A 25,049-nucleotide genomic window follows, 5' to 3' on the forward strand; every position below is an offset into this window, starting at 1 on the left:
AGGCTTGTTAATATTAATCCGCGTTAATTCAAGAACGGACTGTTATTTACTATTTTTCCTGGTGCTTTTGTTATAGCGCCGTCAAGCACATAAACACCCAATCCCGCATCGCCACCTGTTGCTACATCAAATGAGATGCTAATGCCATTAGTGGTAATACTATTACCTGTTACAGCATCAATATAGGTACCAGGTATAACATTAGTGAAGGTAAAACTTGATTGCCCAACACCAACGAGTGCAAATGAATCAATATCTACGCTTCCGACATTACCAACAAAGCGGCGACGGTAATGCGCCCAACCACCACTGGCATCATCCGTACTGTATTGTCCCATCTGCAAAGCTGGAATTGCGTGGCGGATTTTGTTTAACCCCATTAAGTGCTGCGCTAAATCATTACTCAAGGTATTGCTGACTTCGCCCGTTGCTTGGTATTCACCAAAATCAGTTGCAGTGACCGTCCCTTGCAGATGATCGCCAAAATATGAACGCCCGGTTTTCTCTAAAGACATTTCAGTACCTTGACTACCACCACCAGGCCAATCATTTGGCTTACCCGCGGCGAAGTTAATTTCCGAACCGTAATACACAATTGGGATCCCACGGAAGGTGAATAACATTGACCATAATGGTGCAAAATCACCTTGGTAACGTGTTTCACCTTTATTTGGGCCATAATCATGTGAATCAGCATACCAAGTGAGGAATGTTGCATCATTATATGCAAAGTCATTACCCAATGCGGCGTTATAACCACCCGCATGGCCATTAGTGAAACCATTATGAGAAACCATATCGATCACTGAGAAATGGTATGGTGCATCACCGTTGGGTGCCATTTCACTGTAATCAGTTGTACGATATTCATTGCCATTAAGCTTATGATTATCACTGCTTACATCAAAATTATTATTGTCCCATGTATAGTTCTGCTCGCGCAGCTGCGAGGTTTTATCTGTAATATTACCCACAAAGTTAGCCACTTCACCGAACATAAAGAAGTCAGAGCCACCACGTGCTGATTCACTCTCTTTGGCAATGCGGTTAAATTCAGGCCAATACATATCGTTAAGTGTTTTCTTATCAATATGCATTACAGTGTCAACCCTGAAACCATCAAGACCCATCCGGATATAACGCCCATAAGCCTCAACAAGATAATCACGCACTTCAGGATTTTCTGTATTTAGATCAGGGAGGTCCTCATGGATATTATTAAGGTTGGCATTAGGGTAAACATCAAAAGAATCCTCACTACCAAAACCTTGGCTATGGAACCACTGTTTAGAGTTTTTGTATTCTTCATAAGTTAAAGGACGCCCTTGATAGTTATCCATAGTATAAACATAGGACTCATTTGATGGCCATTGATACTTCATGATCCCTTGTGCATCAACTTGGTCCAAATCAAAGTTAGTTATATCAGCCGCATTAAACGGACGACGACTTGGGATGCGTTGATAAGGCGGAATAGGTTCACCATTAATAGTACCTGGCGATGTTAAACCATCGTATTCCCAACCATTGGGGAATTGCGACTCACCTGCTAAGTACTTAGCTTCATCCCAAACCCAACCGGCCCACTCATCAGGCATTGGGAATAACTGTGGATCACTGTTGTATTTTATTTCAGCTTTACCCTTAACGCCTAAACGGCCCGTATGGTTAAGCACAATATCAAGGTAAACCTTCATATCACGTGAATGTGCTTCTTCAATAACACGTTGGAAATCAAAGCCAGGTGATAATAAACGCTGATCTTCTTTAGTAAAATCGTAAGCGTGGTAGCCGTGATAAGCTAAGTCACCCGCATTTTGTACCACTGGTGTTATCCAAAGAGCAGTAAAACCTAGGGCTTTAATGTAATCCATCTTTTTAACTAGCCCTTCGAAATCACCGCGCCATGTCACATCTTCAGGCCCTGTAAAACCATCATCTATAATATCATCATCAGCACGTTCTTGGGTCCATGAGCACCAATTATCACCGACAGTATTTTCTGCATTACCATCAAACCAGCGAGTGGTCAGTAAGAAGTAGATAGTTTCCTGACGCGGATCGAAACGGGTAATATTCACTTTGCCGATACGGTAGCTAAGTGAAGATTCTTGTGCATTACCCGCATTATCAACAGCCAGTAGATTGATAGTGGTATTACTACTAATATCAAATGTCTGACCGCTATAAACTGTGCTTGCGCTTGTGACGGTGCTGCCATCAAGTGTAAAATAAAGCGTCGGAGAAGGATCACGGTTATCATCAATAGTTAATGTAACAGCGACAGCGGTTTCAGAATGTCCCGCTGGCGGCGTTGCTGTAATAACCGGCGCACTACTGTCTTCATTTAATGAATAGCTAAATTCAGCAACCGCTGATTGATTTAATTCATTATCAATCGCAATCACTTTAATAAGCGCATCAACACCATCACCAATATCGGTAATACTTATTGTTTGCATGTAGAGGGAGGAACTCGTTGTTGGTGTACTTCCATCGAGCGTGTAATAAATCGCTGCGTTAGGATCTCTGTCTGTAGCTGCTAGCGCAATATCCAAGTAACTTTGCTCATAGCGGCCTGCGACAGGAGATGCAGATATAACCGGTGCAGTTTTGTCTGTCACATCACACTGGTCCATGCTGACCCAGTTACTGTTTTGATAACAGGGCGTTGCCGCAGAAAAACTTAAATCAGCTGTTTGACCTGCACTGCCATTAAAGATAACTTGCGCCGTGTCTACTTGCTGTGAAAAATCATATTTATACCAGCCCTCACCCAGTTCGACTAGCGCGTCACCCGGCCATGCCGTTGCAGTTAATACAGGTAAAACATCCCAATAATGAATATTAGGCGCACTATGATTGGCACTGTTTTGATAATAGACAACGGTAAATTGATCCGGATTAGCTGTGTTGATGGTGTAACTGTAGGTTGTGATCGCGCTGTTTTGAGACGCATCGGTAGCCAGTACAGTTAAGACCAGATCAACGCCACTTTCAGTCACATTTTCAGCGGTGAACGTCTCACTATTACAGTTCATTGACAGCTCAGTTGGCGTTGTGCCATCGGTTGTACAATATAACTGCGGTGCCGTGTCTTGATTATCGGTCACGCTTAAGCTGATTTGTTGGCTAGCGTTATAGGTCCCCTCAGCGATGCTTACAGAAACGACAGGCGCTTGTGTATCCTCAACATTAAGTGGCACAGCGGTTACTAGCTTGCTTTGTGCATTAAAACAAACCGTATAACTTGCGTTACCTTCAACAATAAAATCTGCTGTAGGATAATTTTCAGACCAATCGCCATAATGATCAATCTTAAAACGGGGTGATTCGTCGGCAAAACTCTGCTCACTACAGAAATTAATATTGTCACTGCTCTCCATTGCAGTGGCAACCCAGTTATTAGATGTACCGCGGTAGAACCAGCTATCTTCGACTATGATCTCGTCATTATCGACTATAGTTTCGCCACATTTAGCCATTTCAACCATAGACAAACTCAGGGTGTCAGCGTCCCATGTGATTTGTTGGCTACTGTTTTCTGTGACCAACACATCGCCTGTTGACGGAAAATTCTCACTCCAATCGCCATAACGGTCAATTTTAAATCTCGGGTTATCAGAGCCAAAGCTTTGACAGGTTTGATAGGTATTACTCGATACATTTTCCATTGCAGTGGCGACCCAGGTATTAGGCGTCCCACGGAAATACCAATCAGCTTGAGCAGACACAGAGGCCGCTATCAAACTGATAAAAAGTATTTTTTTCATTTAAGCTCTTCCTTGCTATCGCGGTTAATGGCTAAGCACAACCGCACCTCGCAGTGGTCAATTTAAGCGCAGACATAAGATAAACCTTATGTACTCAGCCTTAGGACAGGCTGGAAATAAAAGTGTTAGAACAACAGAGTCGACTAAAAGTCGATAAGTTTAACTTGCTGTTTTTAGAATCCATTCCTCACTAAGTCGTACTAGAACCATTCCAATACGGCTTTAAACAGCTTCAAAGCGCGAGCCTTTGAAACTCACAAAGCAGTATTTATAAGCAAATTCAAGATAACCGTCCCATCCTGGAAAAGTTATGCAAAAAATCTTATTTGCCCATAAAACGATGCAAGCGTAGTATTTGTTTAACATTATTGTTTATGATAATTGTAAAAAAACCTTTTTAGTTCAAAAAAAACACCATAAAGTTATTAACTTGTGATTAATTTCACAGAAAAAACAGACAAACAACAAAGCGCTGTTAATCAGCCCTTATTTATATTAAACAACAGCATTGCACAAATTACACCGCAAATAGCTATGTAAGCATAAGCAGAGCGGCTTGAAGGCGCAATTAAGCAAATGACCTGAATATAAAGATAGGAGTCGAAAATGGCATTATTTAAAACAAGTTTCTTTATAGCCCCGCTTTTTTTTATTTTATTTTCCTGTAGTGAGCCAACCAATATGTTACAACCACTTAATCCCTCTCAACCTATTCTTGCTTTTGGCGATAGCCTGACCTTCGGTTATGGCGCGGATACAAATCAAAGCTATCCCGCGCAATTAAGTAAACTTATCAACAGGAGGGTGATCAATGCAGGGGTTAATGGTGAATTAAGTGGCGAGGGACTGCTTAGATTAGAAAAATTATTAGACCGTTATAAACCGCAACTTTTACTGCTATGCCACGGCGCCAACGACCTTTTGCAAAAGGCTGACTTAGAGAAAATGGCTGATAATTTAAAAAAGATGATTAAAATGGCGCAGGATAGGGATATTCAGGTGTTATTGATTGCTGTACCCAATACCAGCCTGTTATTAACACCGCTTAAGCAATACCAGCAGGTAGCGACGCAGATGAATATTGTTGTCGAAAATGATCTGCTAGCAGATCTATTAGCGCAACCTGAGTTACACAGCGATCTTATTCATCCTAACCATTTAGGCTACCAGAAAATAGCAGAAACGATTGCGCAGCTATTAAAAAAACAGGGCGCAATAGAATAGGGATTAATGGCTGTAACCTAACTCCTGGGCGGGTTGAATATTACTTGCCCGCCACGCAGGATAAACGGTCGACAATACACTCATCAGAAAGGCAATCAAAGCGATCAGCAGGACCTGCATATAATCTACCTGCGAAGGCAAAAAGTCGATAAAGTAGATATCGCCAGACAAAAATTTATGCCCGATAACTGCTTCGAACTTCTCAATTATCTGCGTGAGATTAACGGCAATATAGGTGCCAAAAATAGCCCCCAATAGGCATCCAACAAAGCCATTAAACGCCCCCTGTACAATAAATATAAGGCGTAACATCCACTTTGATGCGCCCATTGTTTTCAAAATAGCAATATCGCAACGTTTTTCATTAACCGCCATCACTAATGTGGAAACAATATTAAAGCAGGCAACCGCGACCACCAGTAATAAGATGACATACATTAACGATTTAACCATCTGAATATCTTGATACAGATAACCTTGGCTGGTGATCCAGCTTTTGATATAGAGGTAGGAGGAGAGGCGGTAAGCAATTCCGCGCGCAATTTTTTGCGCATCCAAAACATTGTCGACTTTAAAGGCGATTGCATTGGCATTTTTCATTGCTAATAACTGTTTAGCATCTTCAATATGGATAAAACCTAAGGCGCCATCTAACTGCCCGCCCATTTCGAAAAGCCCAACTAATTTAAATCTTATCGAACGAGGCGCCTTTAATCGATTTCCTGCCTGATTCTGCGGTAATAACAGGTAAAGTGAGTCATCGACAGAGACTTTTAATTTCTCCGCAACTCTTTTCCCCAGAATAATAGAGCGCTCACCTGCTGCCAGTAAGGACCAATCACCGGCTTTGATATATTGCTCAATTTGGGTCACATTACTTTCAGTGTCAGGGCTTATGGCTCGAATCTGCAGCGCTTTCGTTTGATTATCTTTTTGCAATAATCCATTGAGCGTTATATAAGGTGTGACGCCGAGTATCCCCGGATAGGATCTGACCTGCTTTAAGGTGCCTTGTAAATCATTAAAGCTACCATTTACCATCTCCAGTTCACCATGTGGCACAACCGATAATAGCTGATCGCGCAGCGCTTTTTCAAAACCGTTCATCGCCGACAGTCCCACTATCAATACGGCAACACCCAATGCAATACCTAAGATAGAAGCAATCGAGATAAATGAAACAAATTTATTTTTATGTTTAGCATTGCTATAACGCAAACCGATAAATAGTGATAATGGGCGATACATTATAAATTGCTCTGTAAAATACCGCTTACCATATGCTCTTGGCGGTTTAATTTGTTGGCTAATTGCTGATCATGGGTGACAACAACGAAAGCGGTACCTAACTCTTGATTAAGTGTGTTTATTAACTGATAAATACTCTCTGCACTTTGTGCATCCAGATTACCGGTGGGCTCATCCGCAAGCACTAATTCCGGATCATTGATTAGCGCGCGCGCGATAGCAACGCGTTGTCGCTCGCCCCCAGATAGTTCCGAAGGACGATGCTGTAAACGTGCTTCTAAACCAACACGGGTCAACATAGCCTGCGCTTTTTCAGTAGTGCGCTTGATATCAACTCCCGCAATTAAAAGTGGCATAGCCACATTTTCCAGGGCAGTAAACTCTGATAAAAGATGATGGAACTGATAGACGAATCCCATACATTGATTGCGCCATTTAGCTTGTTTATTGGGAGAAAGTTGATGAATGTTTTGCCCTTGATAAAAGACCTCTCCCGCACTGGGTTTATCCAACCCGCCCAACAGGTGCAATAATGTGCTTTTACCCGATCCCGAACTGCCGACAATCGCCAACAACTCGCCTTGCGCTACTTTTAAATCCACGCCCTGCAGCACAGTGTTGAACAACTTGCCGTCTTGGTATGTTTTACTTAAATTAGAACAGACCAGAATTTCTGCGTTTTGACTCTCTTTATTCATATCTTAATGCCTCTACCGGGCTCACTTTTCCAGCGCGATATGCCGGATATAAGGTTGCTAATAAACTTAATAACATTGCACCAAACATAATCACCAATATTTGTAGCGGTTCATGCATTACGGGTAATATTCTTTCCCCACCCGATGCGTCGGAGAGAAGGTGCAAACCTAAAAAAGAGAGGGTTTCGTTAATATAACTGCTTAACAACAAACCTAAACTAGTGCCGATTAACGCCCCGATAATCCCACTCCATGCACCTTGAATAATAAAAATTAGATTAAGGGTTTTTCCTGATATTCCCAGTGTTTTTAAAATGGCCACTTCTCCATTTTTATCACTTACCACCATCACTGACGAAGAGAGGATATTAAATGCGGCAACACAAATAATTAAACACAGCAGCAACCAAATCATATTCTTTTCCATTTTAACAGCGGCAAACAGTTCACCGTGGGTTTTACGCCAATCTGTTAAAAATTGCCCCTCTTTTAACCGCGGAGGCGTCCAGGATTGAATATCAAAGGGATCATTAAAATAGAGTCGCAGATCGGTTATTTGCGCTTTATCGATACGAATCAACTTCGCTGCATCTTGTATATGCATAAGCGCCAGTTGGCTATCAACATCAGAGCCGACATTAAATAAACCAACAACCTTAAAATTACGTTGACTCGGCATACGACCTAATGGGGTAAATAGACTGCCGCGTGCAGATATCACGCGTACCTTGCTCCCCAAGTTAACACCGAGTTCACGCGCGAGACCTTGACCAATAACAATATTAAACGCATCTGCTTTTAAATCGCTCAATTGGCCGGCGTAAATATTAGAGGCAACAATATTACTGCTATAAAGCTGTGGATCTACACCTTCAAAAACAACACCTTGTAAGCCACTTTGCGTTTGCAGAATAGCTTCACTACGGACAACAGGTTCGACACTTTTAACTGCCTCTATTTTTAACAATTCGGGGATTTGCATCTCCCAGTCACTCAGTTGATGGCTTTCATTGCTGATAATGGCATGCGGCACTGCGCCTAAAATTCGCGTTTTCAGTTCATGCTCAAAACCATTCATTACAGATAAAACGGTGATCAAAGCAAGCACGCCCAATGTTATTCCGCCTGTTGAAAAAAGGGAGACAAAGGAGACAAATTTATTGTTACGTTTTGATTTCGTATAACGTAATCCGATAAATAAACTGAGGGGGTAAAACATAAATTCCTTTGTTTCTTACGCGTAATAGATTGAGTTATAATCATTAAAATAATAGTTGTACACTCAATGCAATACGAAAGAAAATAGTAATAACAGATTGATTAGTCAACATTCTAATGTATCTTTATAAATCAAGATACTGAAAAATCAGTATCAAACTGTTAAAGACAACAAAAAGAAGGCGCCATCATGACCAGTGAATATTTTCTAGTCAACCACCAGCTTGCAATTAATGTCAAGTTACTCAATAGCGATGAGAATATTCCTGATGATCAGCAATTTGAACAGGAGATCCCTGCCCCCTTTCGTATGGCAAGCGATCTTGCTAATATAGATACCCAAGCGCTGCACTCACTTAAATTAAATAATGAAACAACACAGGCATTATGGTTTTATCTGCAAGCGCAGAACCAAAAAATAAATACCCTGCTTACCTATGTGCTTAGCCAGCAAGATGAGCAGAAATTTCATTATCAAACAACGGCATTTAGCGCAGGTTGTTGTCTTTTTCATTGTCCGGATAATACCTTTGCCATGGATCAGAATGTACGCTTAAAGATTTTCATTCCCGAAGAGTCCGCGGCTATCTATTGTTATGCGCGCGTCAGCTCTGTTGATAACGATAGTGTTGAATTAACTTACCAGCAGATCCGGGAAGAAGATAGAGAGCTGTTGATTCGTGCTTCATTACATATACAATCGAAGCAATTAAAATTTCGGGCGACACAACGTACTCAATCACTTTAAAAAGATTATAAAATGAAACAAGCTTCACTATTATCAATTCCCGCATTGAAAAGTAAATCTGATCGTTTATTATTTGCAAATTTACAGGGTAGTAGCCTGGCATTAACCATTAGCGAATGTGCCAAGCAACAAAACACGCCGCTTGTTCTCATTGTCAACGATACGCCGACGGCTTTAAAATTAAACCAAGAGCTGGAATTTTTTGTTGAAGATAAAGTAGAGATTGTCAGTTTTCCTGATTGGGAAACCTTACCTTACGACCATTTTTCTCCGCACCAGGATATTATTTCAACACGTATAGAAACCTTATATAAATTACCTAATATGCAGCAAGGTATCTTAATCGTACCGATCAGCACGCTATTATTACGCCTTGCGCCCCCCTCTTATCTGCTGCAGCACACCTTAATAATCAAAAATGGACAGAAGATTGAATTACAAAACCTGCGCGCTAATCTGCAAGCCGCCGGTTATTATGCGGTTGAACAGGTAATGGAGCATGGTGAGTATTGTGCGCGCGGATCCTTGTTAGATATTTTTCCAATGGCCAGTAACACGCCATACCGTATCGATTTTTTTGATGATGAAATAGACTCAATCCGCCCTTTCGATAGTGAAAGCCAGCGCTCATTAAAACCTATTGATGAAATTAAACTGTTACCTGCACATGAGTTTGCAAGCGACAGTGACGCCATTAAACGTTTTAAAATAAAATTTGCCGATAAATTCACCGCGCCCTTATCCTCCAGCAAAGAATCGATTTTCAGTGCACTCGAACAAACTAACCTGCCTGCCGGTATAGAGTATTATTTACCGCTCTTTTTTGAGCAGACTGCGACACTTTTTGATTATCTGCCAAGTAACTCGAAGCTGGCTATTGTCGGCGACATTAATCAAGCGAGTCTCGATTTCTGGCAGGGTTTAGAGGCGCGTTATGAGGAACGTTGCGGTGATCTGCTGCGGCCATTATTACCGCCTGCTGAATTGTATTTACGCCATGAGCAGTGCTGCGAGAAACTAAATCAGTGGCCACGCTACTACTTTAAAAGCGAAGCGTTAAACGAAGAGAAAGCGGGCAAAATAAATCTTGATATCTCTGCCATTGGAAATGTTCAAGTTGAGCACAAAAAGAATAAACCGCTGGCTAATATTGAACATTTTATTGCCAATTTCGCCGGGCGGATATTATTCAGCGTGGAGTCGGCAGGCAGAAAAGAGTCATTACAAGAGTTATTAGTGCCGCTTAAACTTGTGCTCAGCGAGTTTGACAGCCTCAGCGCATTTGTTAACAGTAATAAGCCGTTAGGTATTATTGTCAGCCAGGTGGAAAGCAGTTTTATTTTAAATGATGCACACTTGGCATTTATCACTGAAAATGAACTGCTCGGCTTTAAAGTAACGCAGCGCCGCCGTCGCAGTGAGGGCAGCGATGAAAACTACAGCTCTGAAGATATTCTGCGTAATTTAGAAGAGCTCAAAATTGGCCAGCCTGTTGTTCATATTGATCATGGTATCGGCCGTTATTTAGGCTTACAGACTATAGAAACAGTCGGCAACTTAACTGAATTTGTCACCTTAGAATATCTTCGTGGTGACAAACTTTATGTGCCGGTAAGCTCGCTCCACCTTATCAGCCGTTATAGCGGCCATGATGTTGACAATGCCCCCATTAATAAACTGGGCACAGAAACGTGGCAAAAAGCGAAAAAACGGGCAGCAGAAAGAGTGCGTGATATTGCTGCTGAATTATTAGATATTTATGCCCAAAGAGCCGCAAAAGTAGGTTACCGCTATCAGCTAAATAAAAGTAATTATGCACAGTTTAGCAATGATTTTCCTTTTGAAGAAACCCACGATCAAGCCCAATCCATTAATGCGGTGTTAACCGATATGTGTTCATCACAGCCGATGGACAGATTAGTCTGTGGTGATGTCGGTTTTGGTAAAACGGAAGTGGCGATGCGCGCCGCCTTTTTAGCCACCGATAATACCAGGCAGGTCGCATTGCTTGTGCCCACAACCCTGCTGGCACAACAACATTACGAAAACTTTAAAGACCGCTTTGCTGATTGGCCAGTACGCATTGAAGTATTATCACGCGTTAAAACAGCCAAAGAGCAAAAACAGATATTGGTCGAAGCAGCACAAGGCAAAATTGATATATTAATCGGCACCCATAAACTGCTTAGCACCGAACTCAAATTCTCCGATTTGGGATTACTGATTATCGATGAAGAGCACCGCTTTGGTGTTCGCCAAAAAGAAAAAATTAAAGCGCTACGCGCACAGATTGATATTTTGACATTAACAGCAACCCCTATTCCCCGAACCTTAAATATGTCGATGAATGGGATGCGCGATCTTTCCATAATCGCCACACCGCCAGCCAAACGGTTAGCCGTTAAAACATTTGTGCAACAAAAAACCGATCAAATTGTCAGCGATGCCATAACACGTGAAATTATGCGCGGTGGGCAAGTTTATTTTCTGCATAATAATGTTGCTACCATTGAGAAAGCGGCTCAAGATATTCAAGACTTGATACCACAAGCAAAAGTAGTCGTGGGCCATGGACAGATGAATGAACACCAGTTAGAGCGGGTGATGGCCGATTTCTATCATCAGCGTCAAAATGTCCTGGTCTGCAGCACAATTATCGAAAATGGTATTGATGTACCGACAGCCAATACGATTATTATCAATCGGGCAGACCATCTTGGTCTTGCGCAATTACACCAACTGCGCGGCCGTGTTGGCCGATCACACCATCAAGCCTACGCTTACCTTTTAACTCCCCCCCCGAAATTGATAAGCAAGGATGCGAAAAAAAGGCTCGAGGCGATCGCCTCTTTGAACACATTAGGCGCAGGCTTTACCTTAGCAACACACGATTTAGAAATCCGTGGTGCGGGTGAACTGTTAGGTGATGAGCAGTCAGGACAAATCAGCAGTATCGGTTATAACCTCTATATGGAGATGTTAAATCAAGCGGTCAGCGCATTAAAAAATGGCCACGAGCCGACACTCGAGTATCTGCTTGCCAGTCAAGCTGAAGTGGAGATGCGCATTCCCGCATTAATCCCGGAGAGTTATATCCCGGATGTAAACATGCGTCTGTCTTTGTACAAACGCATTGCCAATAGTAAAGATAAGCACAGCCTGAAAGAGCTGCAAGTTGAACTGATAGACCGTTTTGGTTTATTGCCTGATGCCACCAAAAACCTGATTGAAGTAACTAAACTAAAACAGCAGTGTAGTGTAGTCGGAATCAAACGCCTTGAAGCTCACGCTAAAGGCGGCACGGTTTTATTTACAGAAAATACCACAGTTGATCCGCTATTCCTGGTTTCTTTACTGCAAAAAGAGGCAAATACCTTTAAACTAGATGGTCCAACAAAACTTAAGTTCAATCGCAATCTCGAAGATAACCGCTTACGTATAAACTGGACAGTACAACTACTGAGTAGTTTTGAAAAACACTTAACCAAATAAACATATTTAAGGATATCATCTTGAATTACAGACTATTGTTGCCATTAATTCTGCTTTGCAGCGCGTTCCCGATACATGCACAGGAGCGCTGGTTTGAAATTGAGTTGCTGCTATTTCAACGAAATGTTGATATCGAAGATATTCAAGAAGATCTCGCATCTGAAAACGGTGCAGTTGACACTGCAAATAGCATCCCCTTATTTAAAACACAAACAGATAAACTTTGTGTTGCTGAGCCCTGTCTGCATGAAAGTAATCCTGTGTTAATTAACAGTGCATTATTTGATCCTAACGCTCACGGCTTTCAACTGCTCGATGCCTCTCATCTGCAACTCACGCCGCAGCGGGAAAAACTGTCAAGACACGCCTTGTTTACGCCTGTTTTGCATTTAGCCTGGCGCATGCCTGTCGCCAGTGAACGGGAGGCAATACCCCTGCATATTTTTGCAGGGAAAAATTTAGCATTAAATATGCCCCAAGCTCGTTCAGACAAAAAGGTAAAAAGTGTAGATAACGCAGCGGTTGAAATTGAAAGTAATCAACTCGATCAAGATCTAGTGAGCAATATTGTTAATGAGCAAGTTGTCCCTTTAACTGACAAGTGGGAAATTGACGGTAACGTAAAAATCTATCTCGATCATTATCTCTTTATTGACAGTCAATTACTTATCCGTGAAGAGGTAACCCAGGACGTTGCACCACTGCAAATGATGCAGGAACAAGGGTTTGAAATTGTTAACAGTGAAAACGATGTACAAGTTATAAAACAAACTGACACGGAAAAAGCGATTGACACAAAACAGGAAACAGTTATTAAAGAGATCCTATTTGATCAAAATCGCCGTTTACGCAGTGAAGAGATACACTACTTTGACCATCCATTGATGGGAATTATTTTACAGATAAGAAAAATAGAATAAGCAAAGCAATAAATTTCAGAACCATAACATCAGCTTATGGTCCTTCTGTTTTACACGTTTTTATCTCTGCTTTGCCAATATTGGGTAGCCAATTCAAGACATTCCTGCTGAGTTGGCCGCTCGTTAAATTGCTTTAACAGAACCGCCATGGTGCAAATCACAGCAGCATCGCCATAAACATCCTCTATTTCCCCCGACCATACTTTGTGTAGATATGCGGCTGAAACTTCAGTGTGCGCGCCGCCGACTTCAGGTAAAAATGTAGGCCATTCCTCTTCAATAAAAGTGGATTTACCTGCGACAGTTTGCACACCGCAAATAAGACTGCTAACCCGCGGGTTAACTTCACTTTCCCCGCCCTCGCCCTTAAAAGCGATCATATTAACTTCATCTGTGAGCATTGCAGCCTGCGCATGTAATTTTTCATAACCTTTATGAAAAACACCATGAATAGCAAAAGGTGCATTACTCGGATTAAGACTTCGCGCGACAGTATTAAGGGGGGTACGTAAGCCGACTTTTTCACGAAGCGCAAGCAAAGGAATCAGTTTCGGACAATAGGCAGATAACGGCAGATAACAGATATTATTTTGCGCCAGTATCTGTTGTGCTTGTTTTGGGGTATGTGCGATTTGGATATTAAGCGCTGGGCAGGCATCTTCAACCTGAAATTTGATCGCATCAATGGCATTAAAACCATGAAGGACAATACGTTTCCCCCGTTGTGCTAACAGCTTCGCGGCTAACAGTAACCAAGGCGGCTGGCGTTTTTTTCCGGCAAAGCAGGGCCAATCAAGATCCACATTGAGCGCTTGCCACTGTGGTGAAATAGTATTGCGCAAAGCTTGAATATAACCGGCAGCCTCTGCAGGGGTTTCACAGCGCACCCGCTGTAACATTAACAAAACCGCCAGCTGTAATAGATCCGCCTCACCATTAAGGTAAGAGGTGAGCGCATCATAAGCTTCCGTTTGTGTTAAAGCACGACGCCCTTTTTCGCCTCTGCCCGTTAATTTAATATATTCACTAAACATAAAATCCCTTAAATATAGTTGCCAAGTTGCTGTGGTAAATCACTTAATATGGCAATCGGTCCATATTTTGACAAGATCTGTTGTGAGTGCACGCCATAAGTCACACCCACACAAGCAATATTAGCATTATTCGCCATTTCTAAATCATAACTGGAATCACCAATCATCAACGCCTGCTCTGCCGGCACATTCAGATCTGCCAAAATTTTATTGAGCATCAGAGGATCAGGTTTTGAATTAGTTTCATCGGCGCAGTAGGTCACAGCAAAAAGATCATTAACACCGTATTTGTCCATCATACGATTAAGACCGTTCCGCCCCTTCCCTGTTGCAACAGCAAGTGTGTACCCCTGCATTTTTAAAGAGAGTAACCACTCTTTAATGCCGGGATAAAAAGGGGTAGGCTGATGATTTAATTCAAGATATTGCTGACGGTAGGCAATCACTAGCGCAGCTTGTTGTTGTACTGAATGCGATGGGAATAGTATCGCCATCGCTTTATCCAAGCTTAAACCAATGATATTACGAATAGCATCTGCACAAGGCACTTCCAATTCGCTGATAACCGCCGCTTGTTTTACACAAGCGACGATTTTATCGATGGAATCCATTAGTGTCCCATCCCAATCAAATATAATAACCGGATATTTCATTTTTTAGCTTCTCTCATACAAGTAACAATTTTAACGCTGCAATCCATTAGCGCCCCAGCATCATAAAACTGTCAAATATAATAACCGGATATTTAATTTTTAGCTTCTCTGCAGTTTTTCTAGCAGGGAAGATAATTGATCGCATAAGGGCGCGCTGACGGTCATCTCTTTCTCTAAAACCGGATGATAAAAAGTAATATGTGCGGCATGCAAGAAAAGACGATTCAGTCCTAACTTTTTCATCTCTGCAGTGAACAGATCATCACCATAACGATCATCACACGCAATATTATGTCCTTTACACGCACTATGTACGCGTATTTGATGAGTACGTCCGGTAACAGGGCTTGCCTCGACTAATGTTGCACCCTGATAGCGTTGCATAATTCTAAAGCGTGTTTCACAAGCTTTGCCCGCGCTGCTGACTTTTACAATTGAATTTTGCGCATCTTTAAGCAAAGGCTCTCGAACACTGCGCCAACTTTTATTCCAGCTCCCTTTAACGAGTGCCAGATATTGTTTGTTCATCGTTTTGTTGCGCAGCTGTTCATGTAGCGCACGTAAAGTACTGCGTTTTTTTGCTATTAACAAACAACCCGACGTTGCTTTATCAAGACGATGTACTAATTCTAAAAAACGAGCTTCCGGGCGCAAGGAGCGCAGCGCTTCAATTGCGCCAAAATCAAGACCACTGCCGCCGTGTACAGCAAGACCTGATGGTTTATTCAAGATAATTAACACATCGTCTTCATAAACAATCAAAGACTCTAACCGCGCAATTATATTTAGTTTAGGGGAAGGCAGAGAATTCTCTTTTTCTACACGCACAGGCGGGATCCTAACTAGATCGCCAGCTTGCAACTTATAATCTGGCTTAATGCGTTTTTTATTGACACGCACCTCCCCTTTACGCACGATCCGGTAGATCAAGCTTTTAGGGACACCTTTTAAATGTAAACGAAGATAATTATCAATTCGTTGTTGTGCATTTTCTTGAGTTACCTCAAGTATGCGTACTGAGTGATTTATTTGTTCCATCCGTTAAGTTTATCACGTGCTTATCAGATAATATCTAAAAATTTGTATTGCGACAAAAGCACTATTAATGAGAGAATTACCCCGTTATGACTCGTTAATAAAAATATAAATTAACTCGTAGTCAAAATAACGAAAATAATTAAATAGAATGTTGCGCCATTTTACTCATTAACTATTTATTGGCGACTTTTAAAACCAATAATAATGAGCTATTTGTTCCCACTTTAAAATGCACCTCTGCATATATCCAGTCGAGAGACTGTACAGTCAGACACGAGGTCAAGTGAACAAATGCATTGCCAACACATCAAATAATAACGATAAAATATAAGAGTTTATTAAAATGAAAAGAATGTTAATCAATGCAACTCAAGCAGAAGAGTTGCGTGTCGCCCTTGTTGATGGGCAACAACTGTATGATCTTGATATCGAAAGCCCTGGCCACGAACAAAAAAAAGCAAACATTTACAAAGGGAAAATAACCCGAGTAGAAGCAAGTTTAGAAGCTGCGTTTGTTGATTATGGTGCAGAACGTCATGGGTTTTTACCACTAAAAGAGATTGCTCGTACTTATTTCCCTGATGGTTACTCTTTCAAAGGTCGTCCAAATATCAAAGACGTCATTAAAGAGGGACAAGAAGTAATAATCCAAATAGAGAAAGAAGAACGTGGTAATAAAGGCGCAGCCTTAACCACCTTTATCAGTCTTGCGGGTAGTTACTTAGTATTAATGCCTAATAATCCCCGTGCAGGTGGCATTTCTCGTCGCATTGAAGGTGATGAGCGCACCGAGTTAAAAGATGCACTTAGCCAACTGAAATTACCTAATGGTATGGGCTTAATTGTACGTACCGCTGGCGTGGGCAAAACGCCTGAAGAGCTAGAATGGGATCTCAATGTATTGGTTAACCATTGGCGAGCAATTGATGAAGCTTCACGATCAAAAGCAGCGCCATTTCTAATTCACCGCGAAAGTAACGTTATTGTGCGTTCTATTCGTGATTACCTGCGTCGTGATATCGGCGAGATTGTTATCGATCATGCAAAAACATTTGAACTTGCGAAAAGCCATATTCAAATGGTTCGTCCTGATTATGTTAACCGCCTAAAATTATACCAGGGTGAGATTCCACTTTTCACACACTACCAGGTGGAAAGCCAAATAGAGTCTGCTTTCCAACGTGAAGTACGTCTACCCTCTGGTGGTTCAGTCGTTATTGATCCAACGGAAGCCTTAACATCAATCGATATCAACTCAGCACGTGCAACACGCGGCGGTGATATTGAAGAAACAGCATTTAATACCAACCTTGAAGCAGCTGAAGAGATTGCGCGTCAATTACGATTACGTGATTTAGGTGGCTTAGTGGTTATCGATTTCATTGATATGACACCACCTCGCCATCAACGCGAAGTAGAAAACCGTATGCGTGAATCTGTTCGCCAGGATAGAGCTCGTATCCAACTAGGCCGTATTTCTCGATTTGGTCTAATGGAGATGTCGCGTCAACGCATTCGCCCTTCTCTTGGTGAATCAGCTTCTCGTGTTTGCCCTCGTTGTCACGGACAAGGCACAATCCGCGATAATGAATCACTTGCTTTAGCTATTCTTCGTTTGATTGAAGAGGAAGGTTTAAAAGAAAATACAATACAAATTCAAGCAACTGTACCTGTTGCTGTTGCCGCTTACTTATTAAATGAGAAGCGTCGCTCTGTTGCGAAAATTGAAGAACGTCATAAATGTGAAGTTTATATTATTCCAAATGCAAATCTTTTAACCCCACATTTTGAGATCAAACGTACTCGTAATGATGGCAAAGAAGATAGTAATTATGATGCATTGGAAAAACAACATACCGTTTACGTTCCAAACATCACCCAAAAAGAGCATGAAAACGAATCAGCACCTGTATTAACTGGTTTTTCTAGCCCTAAAAAGCCAGAGGCTAAAATAGCTAAAACGGTAACAAAAAAAGTGAGTAGTAAAGTTGAGGCTAAAGTAAAACCCTCATTTCTTTCTCGATTTGTTAATGCACTTACATCGATAGTTTCTGATAAGAAAGAGATCGAACCAGAAGCGCCGAAAAAACCAACGGTTGAACCTCGCCAAGCAGATAAGAAGCGGGATACACGCAATAACACTAGCCGTAATCGCAATCAAAATCGTAAGGTGAAAGATCACTCAGAAGTAAAAGTAAATGAGCGTAAACCAGCGCCTGTAAAAGATAACGAGCGGGTTAAAAAACAGGATAGAACGCCACCAGTACAAGCGAAACAAGAGAATGATGACACGGTAGCTGTGCGTCGTAAGCGCAGAAACATGCGCAAAAAAGTGCGTGTTCAAACTAAGGAAGCCGTTATTGATAATACAGCCAATCCAGTTGTTGAATCAAAAGCAGCACCGATTGAACAAGATGTTCAAAAGGTAAACAAAAAAGCAGTTGAAGAGGCTGCCGTTGTTGAGCAAACAGTCGCAGAAGATACAAAGCTTAATACTGAAGAGCATAAAGCTGTAGCAATGCCAAACCGTCGTTCACGTTACTTACGTAATAATAGCCAGCGTAAAAAAAGAACTATTAGTGCCGATGACAGTGTTGAAGCAGTAGAAGAACAACTTGACCCGGTTATCAGCCGCTATCCAGAAACAGAAAGTAACCTTGAACCTGTTGCTGATCAAGAGACAGCTGAAATCACTACTGACGTTAATGACAAGATAGAAAGTTCATCGACAGCCGCACCAATTGCAGATGAAATTAGCTCGCTTAGTGACACTCCGGCTACGCAGCATGCTGCACAACAACTGCACGACAGTGTATCGTCGCAAGTTATTGAACCAGCTAAGCAGATATTGCCTGAAACAGAGGCGGCTGTGCAAGCGGCACCTGCTGAAGAAAGTGCACCTGTTAAAGAAAGTGTAACTGCTGAAAAGAGTGCACCTGCTAAAGAAAGTGCACCTGTTGAAGAAAGTGCACCTGTTGAAGAGAGTGCACCTGTTGAAGAAAGTGCACCTGTTAAAGAGAGTGCACCTGTTGAAGAGAGTGCATCTGTTGAAGAAAGTGCACCTGTTGAAGAGAGTGCACCTGTTAAAGAAAGTGTAACTGCTGAAGCAAGTGCACCTGTTGAAGAAAGTGTAACTGCTGAAAAAAGCGTGATCATTGATAAACCAGAAGCAAACAAAAAAGTTGGGACTGTTAGCGTAGTGGGAAACTCATCTACATCGCCTATGACCAAAATAATTTGTGAGCCTCTTGATCTCAATGCTGAAATTAATATTGTCGGCGCCACACAAAGAACGCCCTTTGTTAAATCATCACGACAAGCAGGCAGCAATTTTGCGACAGATCAGGCAAGCAGTGAAACTGTAAAAAAGTAAAAAACAGATGCTAAAATTGATCAATTGATTTTACCTATCAATAAAAACGGATATTTCAATGAAATATCCGTTTTCTTATACTGCTATTTTCTACCTTCCGGTTTACTATAACTTCCTAATATCTTTTATCATTAATAGTTACTCGTTGCAGCTATGCAACTAAGCAACTAAATCTATCTCAAGGTGACTTTATGAGTGAAACTAAACATCACAAACTGATAATTTTAGGGTCAGGCCCTGCTGGCTATACAGCAGCGGTTTATGCTGCCCGTGCAAATCTAAATCCAGTATTAATAACTGGTATGCAACCAGGTGGGCAACTGACCACAACCACTGAAGTTGAAAACTGGCCAGGTGGCGCGGCGGATATGACAGGTCCGGGTTTAATGGATAGTATGAAGGCACATATAGAGCGCTTTGATACTGAGATTATTGTTGACCATATTAATGAAGTTGAATTAAGCAAACGCCCTTTTACACTCAAGGGTGAAAACACCTACACCTGTGATGCCTTAATTATTGCTACCGGTGCGTCCGCACGCTATCTAGGCCTGGACTCAGAAGAGGCATTTAAAGGCCGTGGTGTTTCAGCCTGTGCAACCTGTGATGGTTTTTTCTATCGCAATCAAAAAGTTGCTGTTGTCGGTGGTGGTAATACGGCGGTTGAAGAAGCCTTATATTTATCAAATATTGCAGCCGAGGTACATTTAGTGCATCGCCGTACCGGTTTTCGCAGTGAGAAAATTTTACTAGACAGATTAAACGCTAAAGTAGCCAGCGGTAATATTATATTACACACAGACCGTATCTTAGAGGAAGTATTAGGTGATGAGATGGGTGTCACTGCGCTACGTTTAAAAGATACGTTATCTGACAAAACAGAAGAGCTAGCAGTAATGGGGGTCTTTATAGCGATCGGCCACAAACCTAATACTGATATCTTTGCTGAGCAGCTTGAAATGAATCATGGTTATCTAAAAGTAAATACGGGAAGCGACGGTAATGCGACTCAAACAAACATAGAAGGTGTTTTTGCTGCAGGTGATGTAAGCGACCATATCTATCGTCAGGCAATCACATCGGCAGGAACAGGCTGTATGGCCGCTTTAGATGCGGAGCGTTTCTTAGATAATCTTGTAGATTAACTAGACGACAATAAAAGATAGTTTAAAAATAAAAGGTAACCAAGGGTTACCTTTTTTAATCGCCCTGAAATAGTAATAGTCGCTAGCAAGGGTGATCATATTTGTATAATACTAGGGAGTATCTAGCTTAGCTTGTAACATAAGCTGAATAGAGGCCAACTCAATTAATGAATATTTGTATTCAATAAAATCATGAATATTGGTTGATGTACTTAATTTGAAGTAATAGATAGCTTTGTTGAGATTGCCTGATAATTTATGCCAATGAGCAAGATAAAAATAAGCTTCACATAAACGTTGTGCTAATTCTTTATTTGTATTAACCCCATAAGAGACAGTTTCAAAAAATTCCATTTCTGTTTTTCTACCCGCAATCACATCAATTAAAGACCATGCATAACGCTTGTCTTTACTGAGCTGCTCTGCATCTTGCAATCCTGTTAATGCTTTTTCCTGATCAATTTTACTGTTGATAATATAACGCCATAAAATACGGTAAGGATCCTTTTTATCCAGCGCATAAAACAGTTCGATATCGTTACTCGCCAAGGGGTAACGTTTTACCTGATACAAGCCAATAGCACGATGCAAATAACTAAATTGCATCCGATCAGATAATTCTAATGCTGAATCAAAGGCATCAAAAGCCTCATCATAAGATTGACCTAATAATAGATAAAGCCCCAGTGAATTATAAGCCGGCGCAAAGGAAGGGTCTATATTGATAGCCTGAGTAAAATTATAGCGACTATGTGCACCCAATCCCATACGATCGTAAATAACACCTCGATCGTAAAAAAGCTGTGCAAGCTGCTTTGCGGGTAAATCATTTTGCTCGGCAATCAACTGATTGATACGCAGTAACTTAACCTCATCTTGATAATTAATTTGTACGGCAGTCGCCACTGGAAATGCATTTATAAGATCATTAGTTGCAGAATTAACATCGCTTTTTTGATGCGTAGTCTGGCAGGCAGTTAATAACAGCAAAATAGGTAAACAAAGCACAGATAATAAATATGATCTCATGAATAAACCCTTGTAGATAAGAGATTTAAGAGTGAACTATAATAATCGCAAAGTAAAGACAGATATAATTTTACAAACAAAAAAAAACACTGCAAGCAGTGTTTTTTTAGTTTTAAAGGGGGTAACACAAAAAATTATTACCGGCCTTAATGTAAAGGATCCTGATCTGCACCTTCTTTCTCAACAATTTCAGGAATCATATGCTCGCGTGTAACACCTAATTTAATTGCCAGTGCACTGGCCACATAAATTGAAGAATAGGTACCCACAACAACACCCACTAATAACGCAGTAGCAAAACCATGTATTAAGGCACCACCAACAACATACAGTGACGCTAATACAAAAATAGTGGTCCCCGATGTTATCAATGTTCTACTTAACGTTTGTGTTAAGGATTGGTCAACTATATCTATTGGCGTCGCGCTAGTTAATAAGCGGAAGTTCTCACGAATACGGTCAAACACAACGATCGTATCATTGAGCGAATAACCGATCACAGCAAGTAACGCCGCCAAAACCGTTAAATCAAATTCAATCCGAAATAACGAAAACACACCTAAGGTTAATATAACATCGTGTGCCAGCGCTAAAACCGATCCCATGGCTAATCGCCACTCGAATCGAGCACTCACGTAGAATAAAATACAGACCAACGCAAGTATCAGTGCTAAGCCACCATTTTCAGCTAGCTCCCCCCCTACATTGGGGCCAACGAACTCAATGCGGCGCATATCAATCTGACCAAATGAACCCGCTTGCAGTGCATTTAAAACCTGATTGCCGATAACTTCACCTTTTACCCCATCACGAGGAGCCAGGCGCACAATAACTTCATGACTGGTGCCAAAATGCTGCACGACTGCATCAGAAAAATCAGCAGCCGCAAGCGTTGTACGAACATCACTTAAATTTGCTGGCTGTTCAAAACCAACTTCAATTAAAGTACCACCCGTAAAATCAAGTCCCCAGTTCAGCCAGTTGATACTCAGCGTAACTAACGAGCCTACAATCAACAATATTGAAAACCACATTGCAGGTTTTGAATATTGCATAAAGCGAATTGTTTTTTTCGCTCTAATTAACTCAAACATAATTTATCCTTGCCCTAAATTGATAGTTTTTTAATGTCGTTACGACCACCCCAGATTGCGTTAACGATAGCACGCGTTCCGAAGATAGAAGTGAACATTGATGTTGCAATACCAATCGCGAGTGTTACTGCGAAACCTTTAATTGGGCCTGTACCAACAGCGAACAGAATAATTGCCGTGATTAAGGTTGTGATATTTGCATCGGCTATAGTTGAAAATGCATTTGCATAACCTTCATGAATTGATTTTTGGATCGATTTACCGGCACGCAACTCTTCACGAATACGCTCAAATATCAATACATTTGCATCAACAGCCATCCCCACCGTCAGAACAATACCTGCTATACCCGGCAGTGTTAACGTGGCTCCCGGAACAATCGACATTACACCAACAATCATCACAATATTAAATAACAGAGCGGTATTAGCAACAGCGCCAAATTTACGGTAATAAACGAACATAAATAAGACAACAGCAAGCAAGCCATAAATCATCGCTTTGATACCATTATCAATATTTTGCTGGCCTAAACTTGGCCCAATTGTGCGTTCTTCAACAATTTGAATTGGCGCAATCAAGGCACCGGCACGTAACAACAAGGCTAAATTATGGGCTTCAGCCGGATTATCTAAGCCGGTAATACGGAAGCTGCGTCCAAGTTGAGCTTGAATTGTTGCAACATTCGCAATCTCTTCACGTTTTTCGATTTCGCTTTTACCATTGGGCTTTTTCTTGCCTGTTGGTAAATATTCAATAAACAAGGTTGCCATCGGTTTACCAATATTATTTTTGGTAAATCGAGACATTTTACTGCCGCCTTCAGAATCAAGAGAGATGCTCACCTGCGGGCGTCCATACTCATCCGCGCTTGATTGCGCATCAACTATATGGTTACCCGATAGGATTATCCTTTTCTTAACGACAACAGGACGACCATCGCGATCTTTATAGATAATGGAAGATGATGGTATGCGACCGGCTAAGGCATCGTTAATATCCGTCTCAAAATCACCCGCATGAAATTCAAGTGTTGCAGTTGCACCTAAAATCTCTTTGGCTCTTGCAGTATCTTGAATACCGGGTAGTTCAACAACGATACGATCTGTACCCTGACGCTGCACCAATGGCTCAGCAACACCTAATTCATTAACACGATTACGTAAAATACTTAAATTTTGTTGCAATGCATCTTCTTTAGCTGACTTTAATTTTTGCTCTGTCATGGAGATAAGAAGGGTAAACTCGCCGCCCTCTTCTGCATCGCTAAACTGATAACCTGGATTGATAGGTTGAAGATGATCAATTGCATTTGTCAGTATTGATTGATCAGAAAAGCGTAAAATCACGCCGGTTTCACTGTCCGCTTTGCGAATATCACTATAACGAATTTTTTGTTCACGCAATTCTGCACGAAGATCTTGCACCAGCTGCTCTTGTCCTTTACTGATAGCTTCATCCATAGCAACTTCCATCAGGAAGTGAACACCGCCTCGCAGATCAAGACCGAGTTTTAAAGGTGAACCACCAATCGCTTCCAGCCATGCGGGTGTCGAAGGCGCTAAATTTAAAGCAGTGACAAAGCCGTCACCCAACTCTGAGCTAAGCGTTTCGCGTGCGACAAGTTGATCCTCACTGGATTTTAAACGAATTAGTATTTGCCCATCTTCCAGGATTGCACTTTTAGGGCTGATATTGGCTTGTTTTAGAAAATCTTGCACTTTATCTAAAGTAGCAAGCTCTACTTTGGCTCCACGGGTAGCGGAAACTTGAACGGCAGGATCTTCACCGTAAAGATTTGGAGCGGCATAAAGTATACTGATCACTACAATAAAGCCGAGCAGTATGTACTTCCACAAAGGGTATTTATTTAACACGTTACTGTCCTTTAATTAGACGCTAAAGGAAAATGAAAGACGAAGTCATAAGATCACTTCGCCATTTTCTTAAAGTGACTTAAGCTTTTTTAGATAGATTTAAGCGTGCCTTTTGGTAACACGGCAGTAATAAAATTCTTTTTAATAACGATGGTATTATTCTCGTTTAATTCAACTTGAACATAGTCATTTTCAGCACTAATTTTAACCACACGTCCAATCAAACCGCCCTGCGTTAAAATCTCATCGCCTTTACCGATGTTTTCCATTAAATTTTTATGCTCTTTAGTACGTTTTGCTTGTGGGCGATAGATCATAAAATAGAAAATCGCGGCAAATACAACCACCATAAAAATCATTTGAAAACCACCTTGTTCAGGTGCGCCTTCAGCAGCGGCATGTGCTTGTGAAATGAATAGACTCATTGTGTTCCCTTATTGTTTTTAAATTAATATTGTTGTTTTTAAATTAACATTCTTGTTATA

17 protein-coding genes are annotated in these 25,049 nt (G+C 41.3%); 6 read left to right on the forward strand and 11 right to left on the reverse strand.

Going from position 1 to position 25,049, the window contains the following annotated elements; genetic code table 11:
- Nucleotides 1–23: 23 nt before the first annotated feature.
- A complete protein-coding gene (locus ACJAT7_RS03955) occupies nucleotides 24–3,773 on the reverse strand; it encodes an alpha-amylase family glycosyl hydrolase (protein ID WP_415225496.1) in 3,750 nt (1,249 codons plus the stop codon).
- Between the two features lie 606 nt (nucleotides 3,774–4,379).
- On the opposite strand from ACJAT7_RS03955, the gene ACJAT7_RS03960 reads away from it, so the two are divergent.
- A complete protein-coding gene (locus ACJAT7_RS03960; RefSeq protein WP_415225497.1) occupies nucleotides 4,380–4,997 on the forward strand; it encodes a GDSL-type esterase/lipase family protein in 618 nt (205 codons plus the stop codon).
- Nucleotides 4,998–5,000: 3 nt separating this feature from the next.
- Here the strand turns inward: ACJAT7_RS03960 and lolE are convergent, their stop codons facing one another.
- From lolE to ACJAT7_RS03975, 3 genes are read right to left on the reverse strand one after another with little or no spacing between them, the layout of a single operon-like run.
- A complete protein-coding gene (lolE, locus tag ACJAT7_RS03965) occupies nucleotides 5,001–6,245 on the reverse strand; it encodes a lipoprotein-releasing ABC transporter permease subunit LolE (RefSeq protein WP_415225498.1) in 1,245 nt (414 codons plus the stop codon).
- Nucleotides 6,245–6,943 carry a lipoprotein-releasing ABC transporter ATP-binding protein LolD gene (gene lolD / locus ACJAT7_RS03970; RefSeq protein ID WP_415225499.1) on the reverse strand — a complete coding sequence of 233 codons (699 nt, stop codon included), beginning with the start codon at nucleotides 6,941–6,943 and terminating at the stop codon, nucleotides 6,245–6,247. The genes lolE and lolD overlap by 1 nt, the downstream gene beginning before the upstream one ends.
- Nucleotides 6,936–8,162 carry a lipoprotein-releasing ABC transporter permease subunit gene (locus ACJAT7_RS03975; protein WP_415225500.1) on the reverse strand — a complete coding sequence of 409 codons (1,227 nt, stop codon included), beginning with the start codon at nucleotides 8,160–8,162 and terminating at the stop codon, nucleotides 6,936–6,938. Before ACJAT7_RS03975 ends, lolD begins: the two co-directional genes overlap by 8 nt.
- A gap of 189 nt (nucleotides 8,163–8,351) precedes the next feature.
- Between ACJAT7_RS03975 and ACJAT7_RS03980 the strand changes: the two genes are divergently transcribed.
- From ACJAT7_RS03980 to ACJAT7_RS03990, 3 genes are read left to right on the forward strand one after another with little or no spacing between them, the layout of a single operon-like run.
- On the forward strand, nucleotides 8,352–8,909 hold the full coding sequence (locus tag ACJAT7_RS03980; RefSeq protein ID WP_415225501.1) for a PilZ domain-containing protein: 558 nt from the start codon (nucleotides 8,352–8,354) through the stop codon (nucleotides 8,907–8,909).
- Between the two features lie 12 nt (nucleotides 8,910–8,921).
- Nucleotides 8,922–12,401, forward strand: coding sequence for a transcription-repair coupling factor (gene mfd, locus ACJAT7_RS03985; RefSeq protein WP_415225502.1), 3,480 nt, complete (start codon nucleotides 8,922–8,924; stop codon nucleotides 12,399–12,401).
- Between the two features lie 20 nt (nucleotides 12,402–12,421).
- On the forward strand, nucleotides 12,422–13,321 hold the full coding sequence (locus tag ACJAT7_RS03990; protein WP_415225503.1) for a peptidoglycan binding protein CsiV: 900 nt from the start codon (nucleotides 12,422–12,424) through the stop codon (nucleotides 13,319–13,321).
- Nucleotides 13,322–13,371: 50 nt separating this feature from the next.
- On the opposite strand, the gene ACJAT7_RS03995 is transcribed toward ACJAT7_RS03990, so the two are convergent.
- From ACJAT7_RS03995 to rluC, 3 genes are all read right to left on the reverse strand, one after another.
- Nucleotides 13,372–14,355: a glycosyl transferase family protein gene (locus ACJAT7_RS03995; RefSeq protein ID WP_415225504.1), complete on the reverse strand. Its 984-nt coding sequence runs from the start codon at nucleotides 14,353–14,355 to the stop codon at nucleotides 13,372–13,374.
- 8 nt (nucleotides 14,356–14,363) lie between these two features.
- Nucleotides 14,364–15,008 carry an HAD-IA family hydrolase gene (locus ACJAT7_RS04000; RefSeq protein ID WP_415225505.1) on the reverse strand — a complete coding sequence of 215 codons (645 nt, stop codon included), beginning with the start codon at nucleotides 15,006–15,008 and terminating at the stop codon, nucleotides 14,364–14,366.
- A 99-nt stretch (nucleotides 15,009–15,107) separates the two neighbouring features.
- Nucleotides 15,108–16,046, reverse strand: coding sequence for a 23S rRNA pseudouridine(955/2504/2580) synthase RluC (gene rluC / locus ACJAT7_RS04005; RefSeq protein WP_415225506.1), 939 nt, complete (start codon nucleotides 16,044–16,046; stop codon nucleotides 15,108–15,110).
- A gap of 343 nt (nucleotides 16,047–16,389) precedes the next feature.
- Between rluC and rne the strand changes: the two genes are divergently transcribed.
- Both rne and trxB read left to right on the forward strand, forming a co-directional pair.
- Nucleotides 16,390–19,419 (forward strand): ribonuclease E, encoded by a 3,030-nt coding sequence (gene rne / locus ACJAT7_RS04010; RefSeq protein ID WP_415225507.1) that lies wholly within the window; start codon nucleotides 16,390–16,392, stop codon nucleotides 19,417–19,419.
- Nucleotides 19,420–19,610: 191 nt separating this feature from the next.
- A complete protein-coding gene (gene trxB / locus ACJAT7_RS04015) occupies nucleotides 19,611–20,564 on the forward strand; it encodes a thioredoxin-disulfide reductase (RefSeq protein ID WP_415225508.1) in 954 nt (317 codons plus the stop codon).
- Nucleotides 20,565–20,675: 111 nt separating this feature from the next.
- Here the strand turns inward: trxB and nlpI are convergent, their stop codons facing one another.
- The 4 genes from nlpI to yajC form a co-directional block, all read right to left on the reverse strand.
- On the reverse strand, nucleotides 20,676–21,593 hold the full coding sequence (gene nlpI, locus ACJAT7_RS04020) for a lipoprotein NlpI (RefSeq protein WP_415225509.1): 918 nt from the start codon (nucleotides 21,591–21,593) through the stop codon (nucleotides 20,676–20,678).
- A gap of 146 nt (nucleotides 21,594–21,739) precedes the next feature.
- Nucleotides 21,740–22,687 carry a protein translocase subunit SecF gene (gene secF, locus ACJAT7_RS04025; RefSeq protein ID WP_415225510.1) on the reverse strand — a complete coding sequence of 316 codons (948 nt, stop codon included), beginning with the start codon at nucleotides 22,685–22,687 and terminating at the stop codon, nucleotides 21,740–21,742.
- Nucleotides 22,688–22,701: 14 nt separating this feature from the next.
- Nucleotides 22,702–24,564, reverse strand: coding sequence for a protein translocase subunit SecD (gene secD / locus ACJAT7_RS04030; protein ID WP_415225511.1), 1,863 nt, complete (start codon nucleotides 24,562–24,564; stop codon nucleotides 22,702–22,704).
- 89 nt (nucleotides 24,565–24,653) lie between these two features.
- Nucleotides 24,654–24,989 carry a preprotein translocase subunit YajC gene (yajC, locus tag ACJAT7_RS04035; protein WP_415225512.1) on the reverse strand — a complete coding sequence of 112 codons (336 nt, stop codon included), beginning with the start codon at nucleotides 24,987–24,989 and terminating at the stop codon, nucleotides 24,654–24,656.
- Between the last annotated feature and the right edge of the window lie 60 nt (nucleotides 24,990–25,049).

Origin of the sequence: Psychromonas sp. (assembly GCF_047632995.1) — a bacterium.
Taxonomy (GTDB): domain Bacteria; phylum Pseudomonadota; class Gammaproteobacteria; order Enterobacterales; family Psychromonadaceae; genus Psychromonas.

Bases quoted from the DNA above. Each gene is read 5' to 3' on its own strand.
- ACJAT7_RS03955 (WP_415225496.1), bottom strand. From the start codon at position 3,773: ATGAAAAAAATACTTTTTATCAGTTTGATAGCGGCCTCTGTGTCTGCT.
- ACJAT7_RS03960 (WP_415225497.1), top strand. From the start codon at position 4,380: ATGGCATTATTTAAAACAAGTTTCTTTATAGCCCCGCTTTTTTTTATT.
- lolE (WP_415225498.1), bottom strand. From the start codon at position 6,245: ATGTATCGCCCATTATCACTATTTATCGGTTTGCGTTATAGCAATGCT.
- lolD (WP_415225499.1), bottom strand. From the start codon at position 6,943: ATGAATAAAGAGAGTCAAAACGCAGAAATTCTGGTCTGTTCTAATTTA.
- ACJAT7_RS03975 (WP_415225500.1), bottom strand. From the start codon at position 8,162: ATGTTTTACCCCCTCAGTTTATTTATCGGATTACGTTATACGAAATCA.
- ACJAT7_RS03980 (WP_415225501.1), top strand. From the start codon at position 8,352: ATGACCAGTGAATATTTTCTAGTCAACCACCAGCTTGCAATTAATGTC.
- mfd (WP_415225502.1), top strand. From the start codon at position 8,922: ATGAAACAAGCTTCACTATTATCAATTCCCGCATTGAAAAGTAAATCT.
- ACJAT7_RS03995 (WP_415225504.1), bottom strand. From the start codon at position 14,355: ATGTTTAGTGAATATATTAAATTAACGGGCAGAGGCGAAAAAGGGCGT.
- ACJAT7_RS04000 (WP_415225505.1), bottom strand. From the start codon at position 15,008: ATGAAATATCCGGTTATTATATTTGATTGGGATGGGACACTAATGGAT.
- rluC (WP_415225506.1), bottom strand. From the start codon at position 16,046: ATGGAACAAATAAATCACTCAGTACGCATACTTGAGGTAACTCAAGAA.
- rne (WP_415225507.1), top strand. From the start codon at position 16,390: ATGAAAAGAATGTTAATCAATGCAACTCAAGCAGAAGAGTTGCGTGTC.
- trxB (WP_415225508.1), top strand. From the start codon at position 19,611: ATGAGTGAAACTAAACATCACAAACTGATAATTTTAGGGTCAGGCCCT.
- nlpI (WP_415225509.1), bottom strand. From the start codon at position 21,593: ATGAGATCATATTTATTATCTGTGCTTTGTTTACCTATTTTGCTGTTA.
- secF (WP_415225510.1), bottom strand. From the start codon at position 22,687: ATGTTTGAGTTAATTAGAGCGAAAAAAACAATTCGCTTTATGCAATAT.
- yajC (WP_415225512.1), bottom strand. From the start codon at position 24,989: ATGAGTCTATTCATTTCACAAGCACATGCCGCTGCTGAAGGCGCACCT.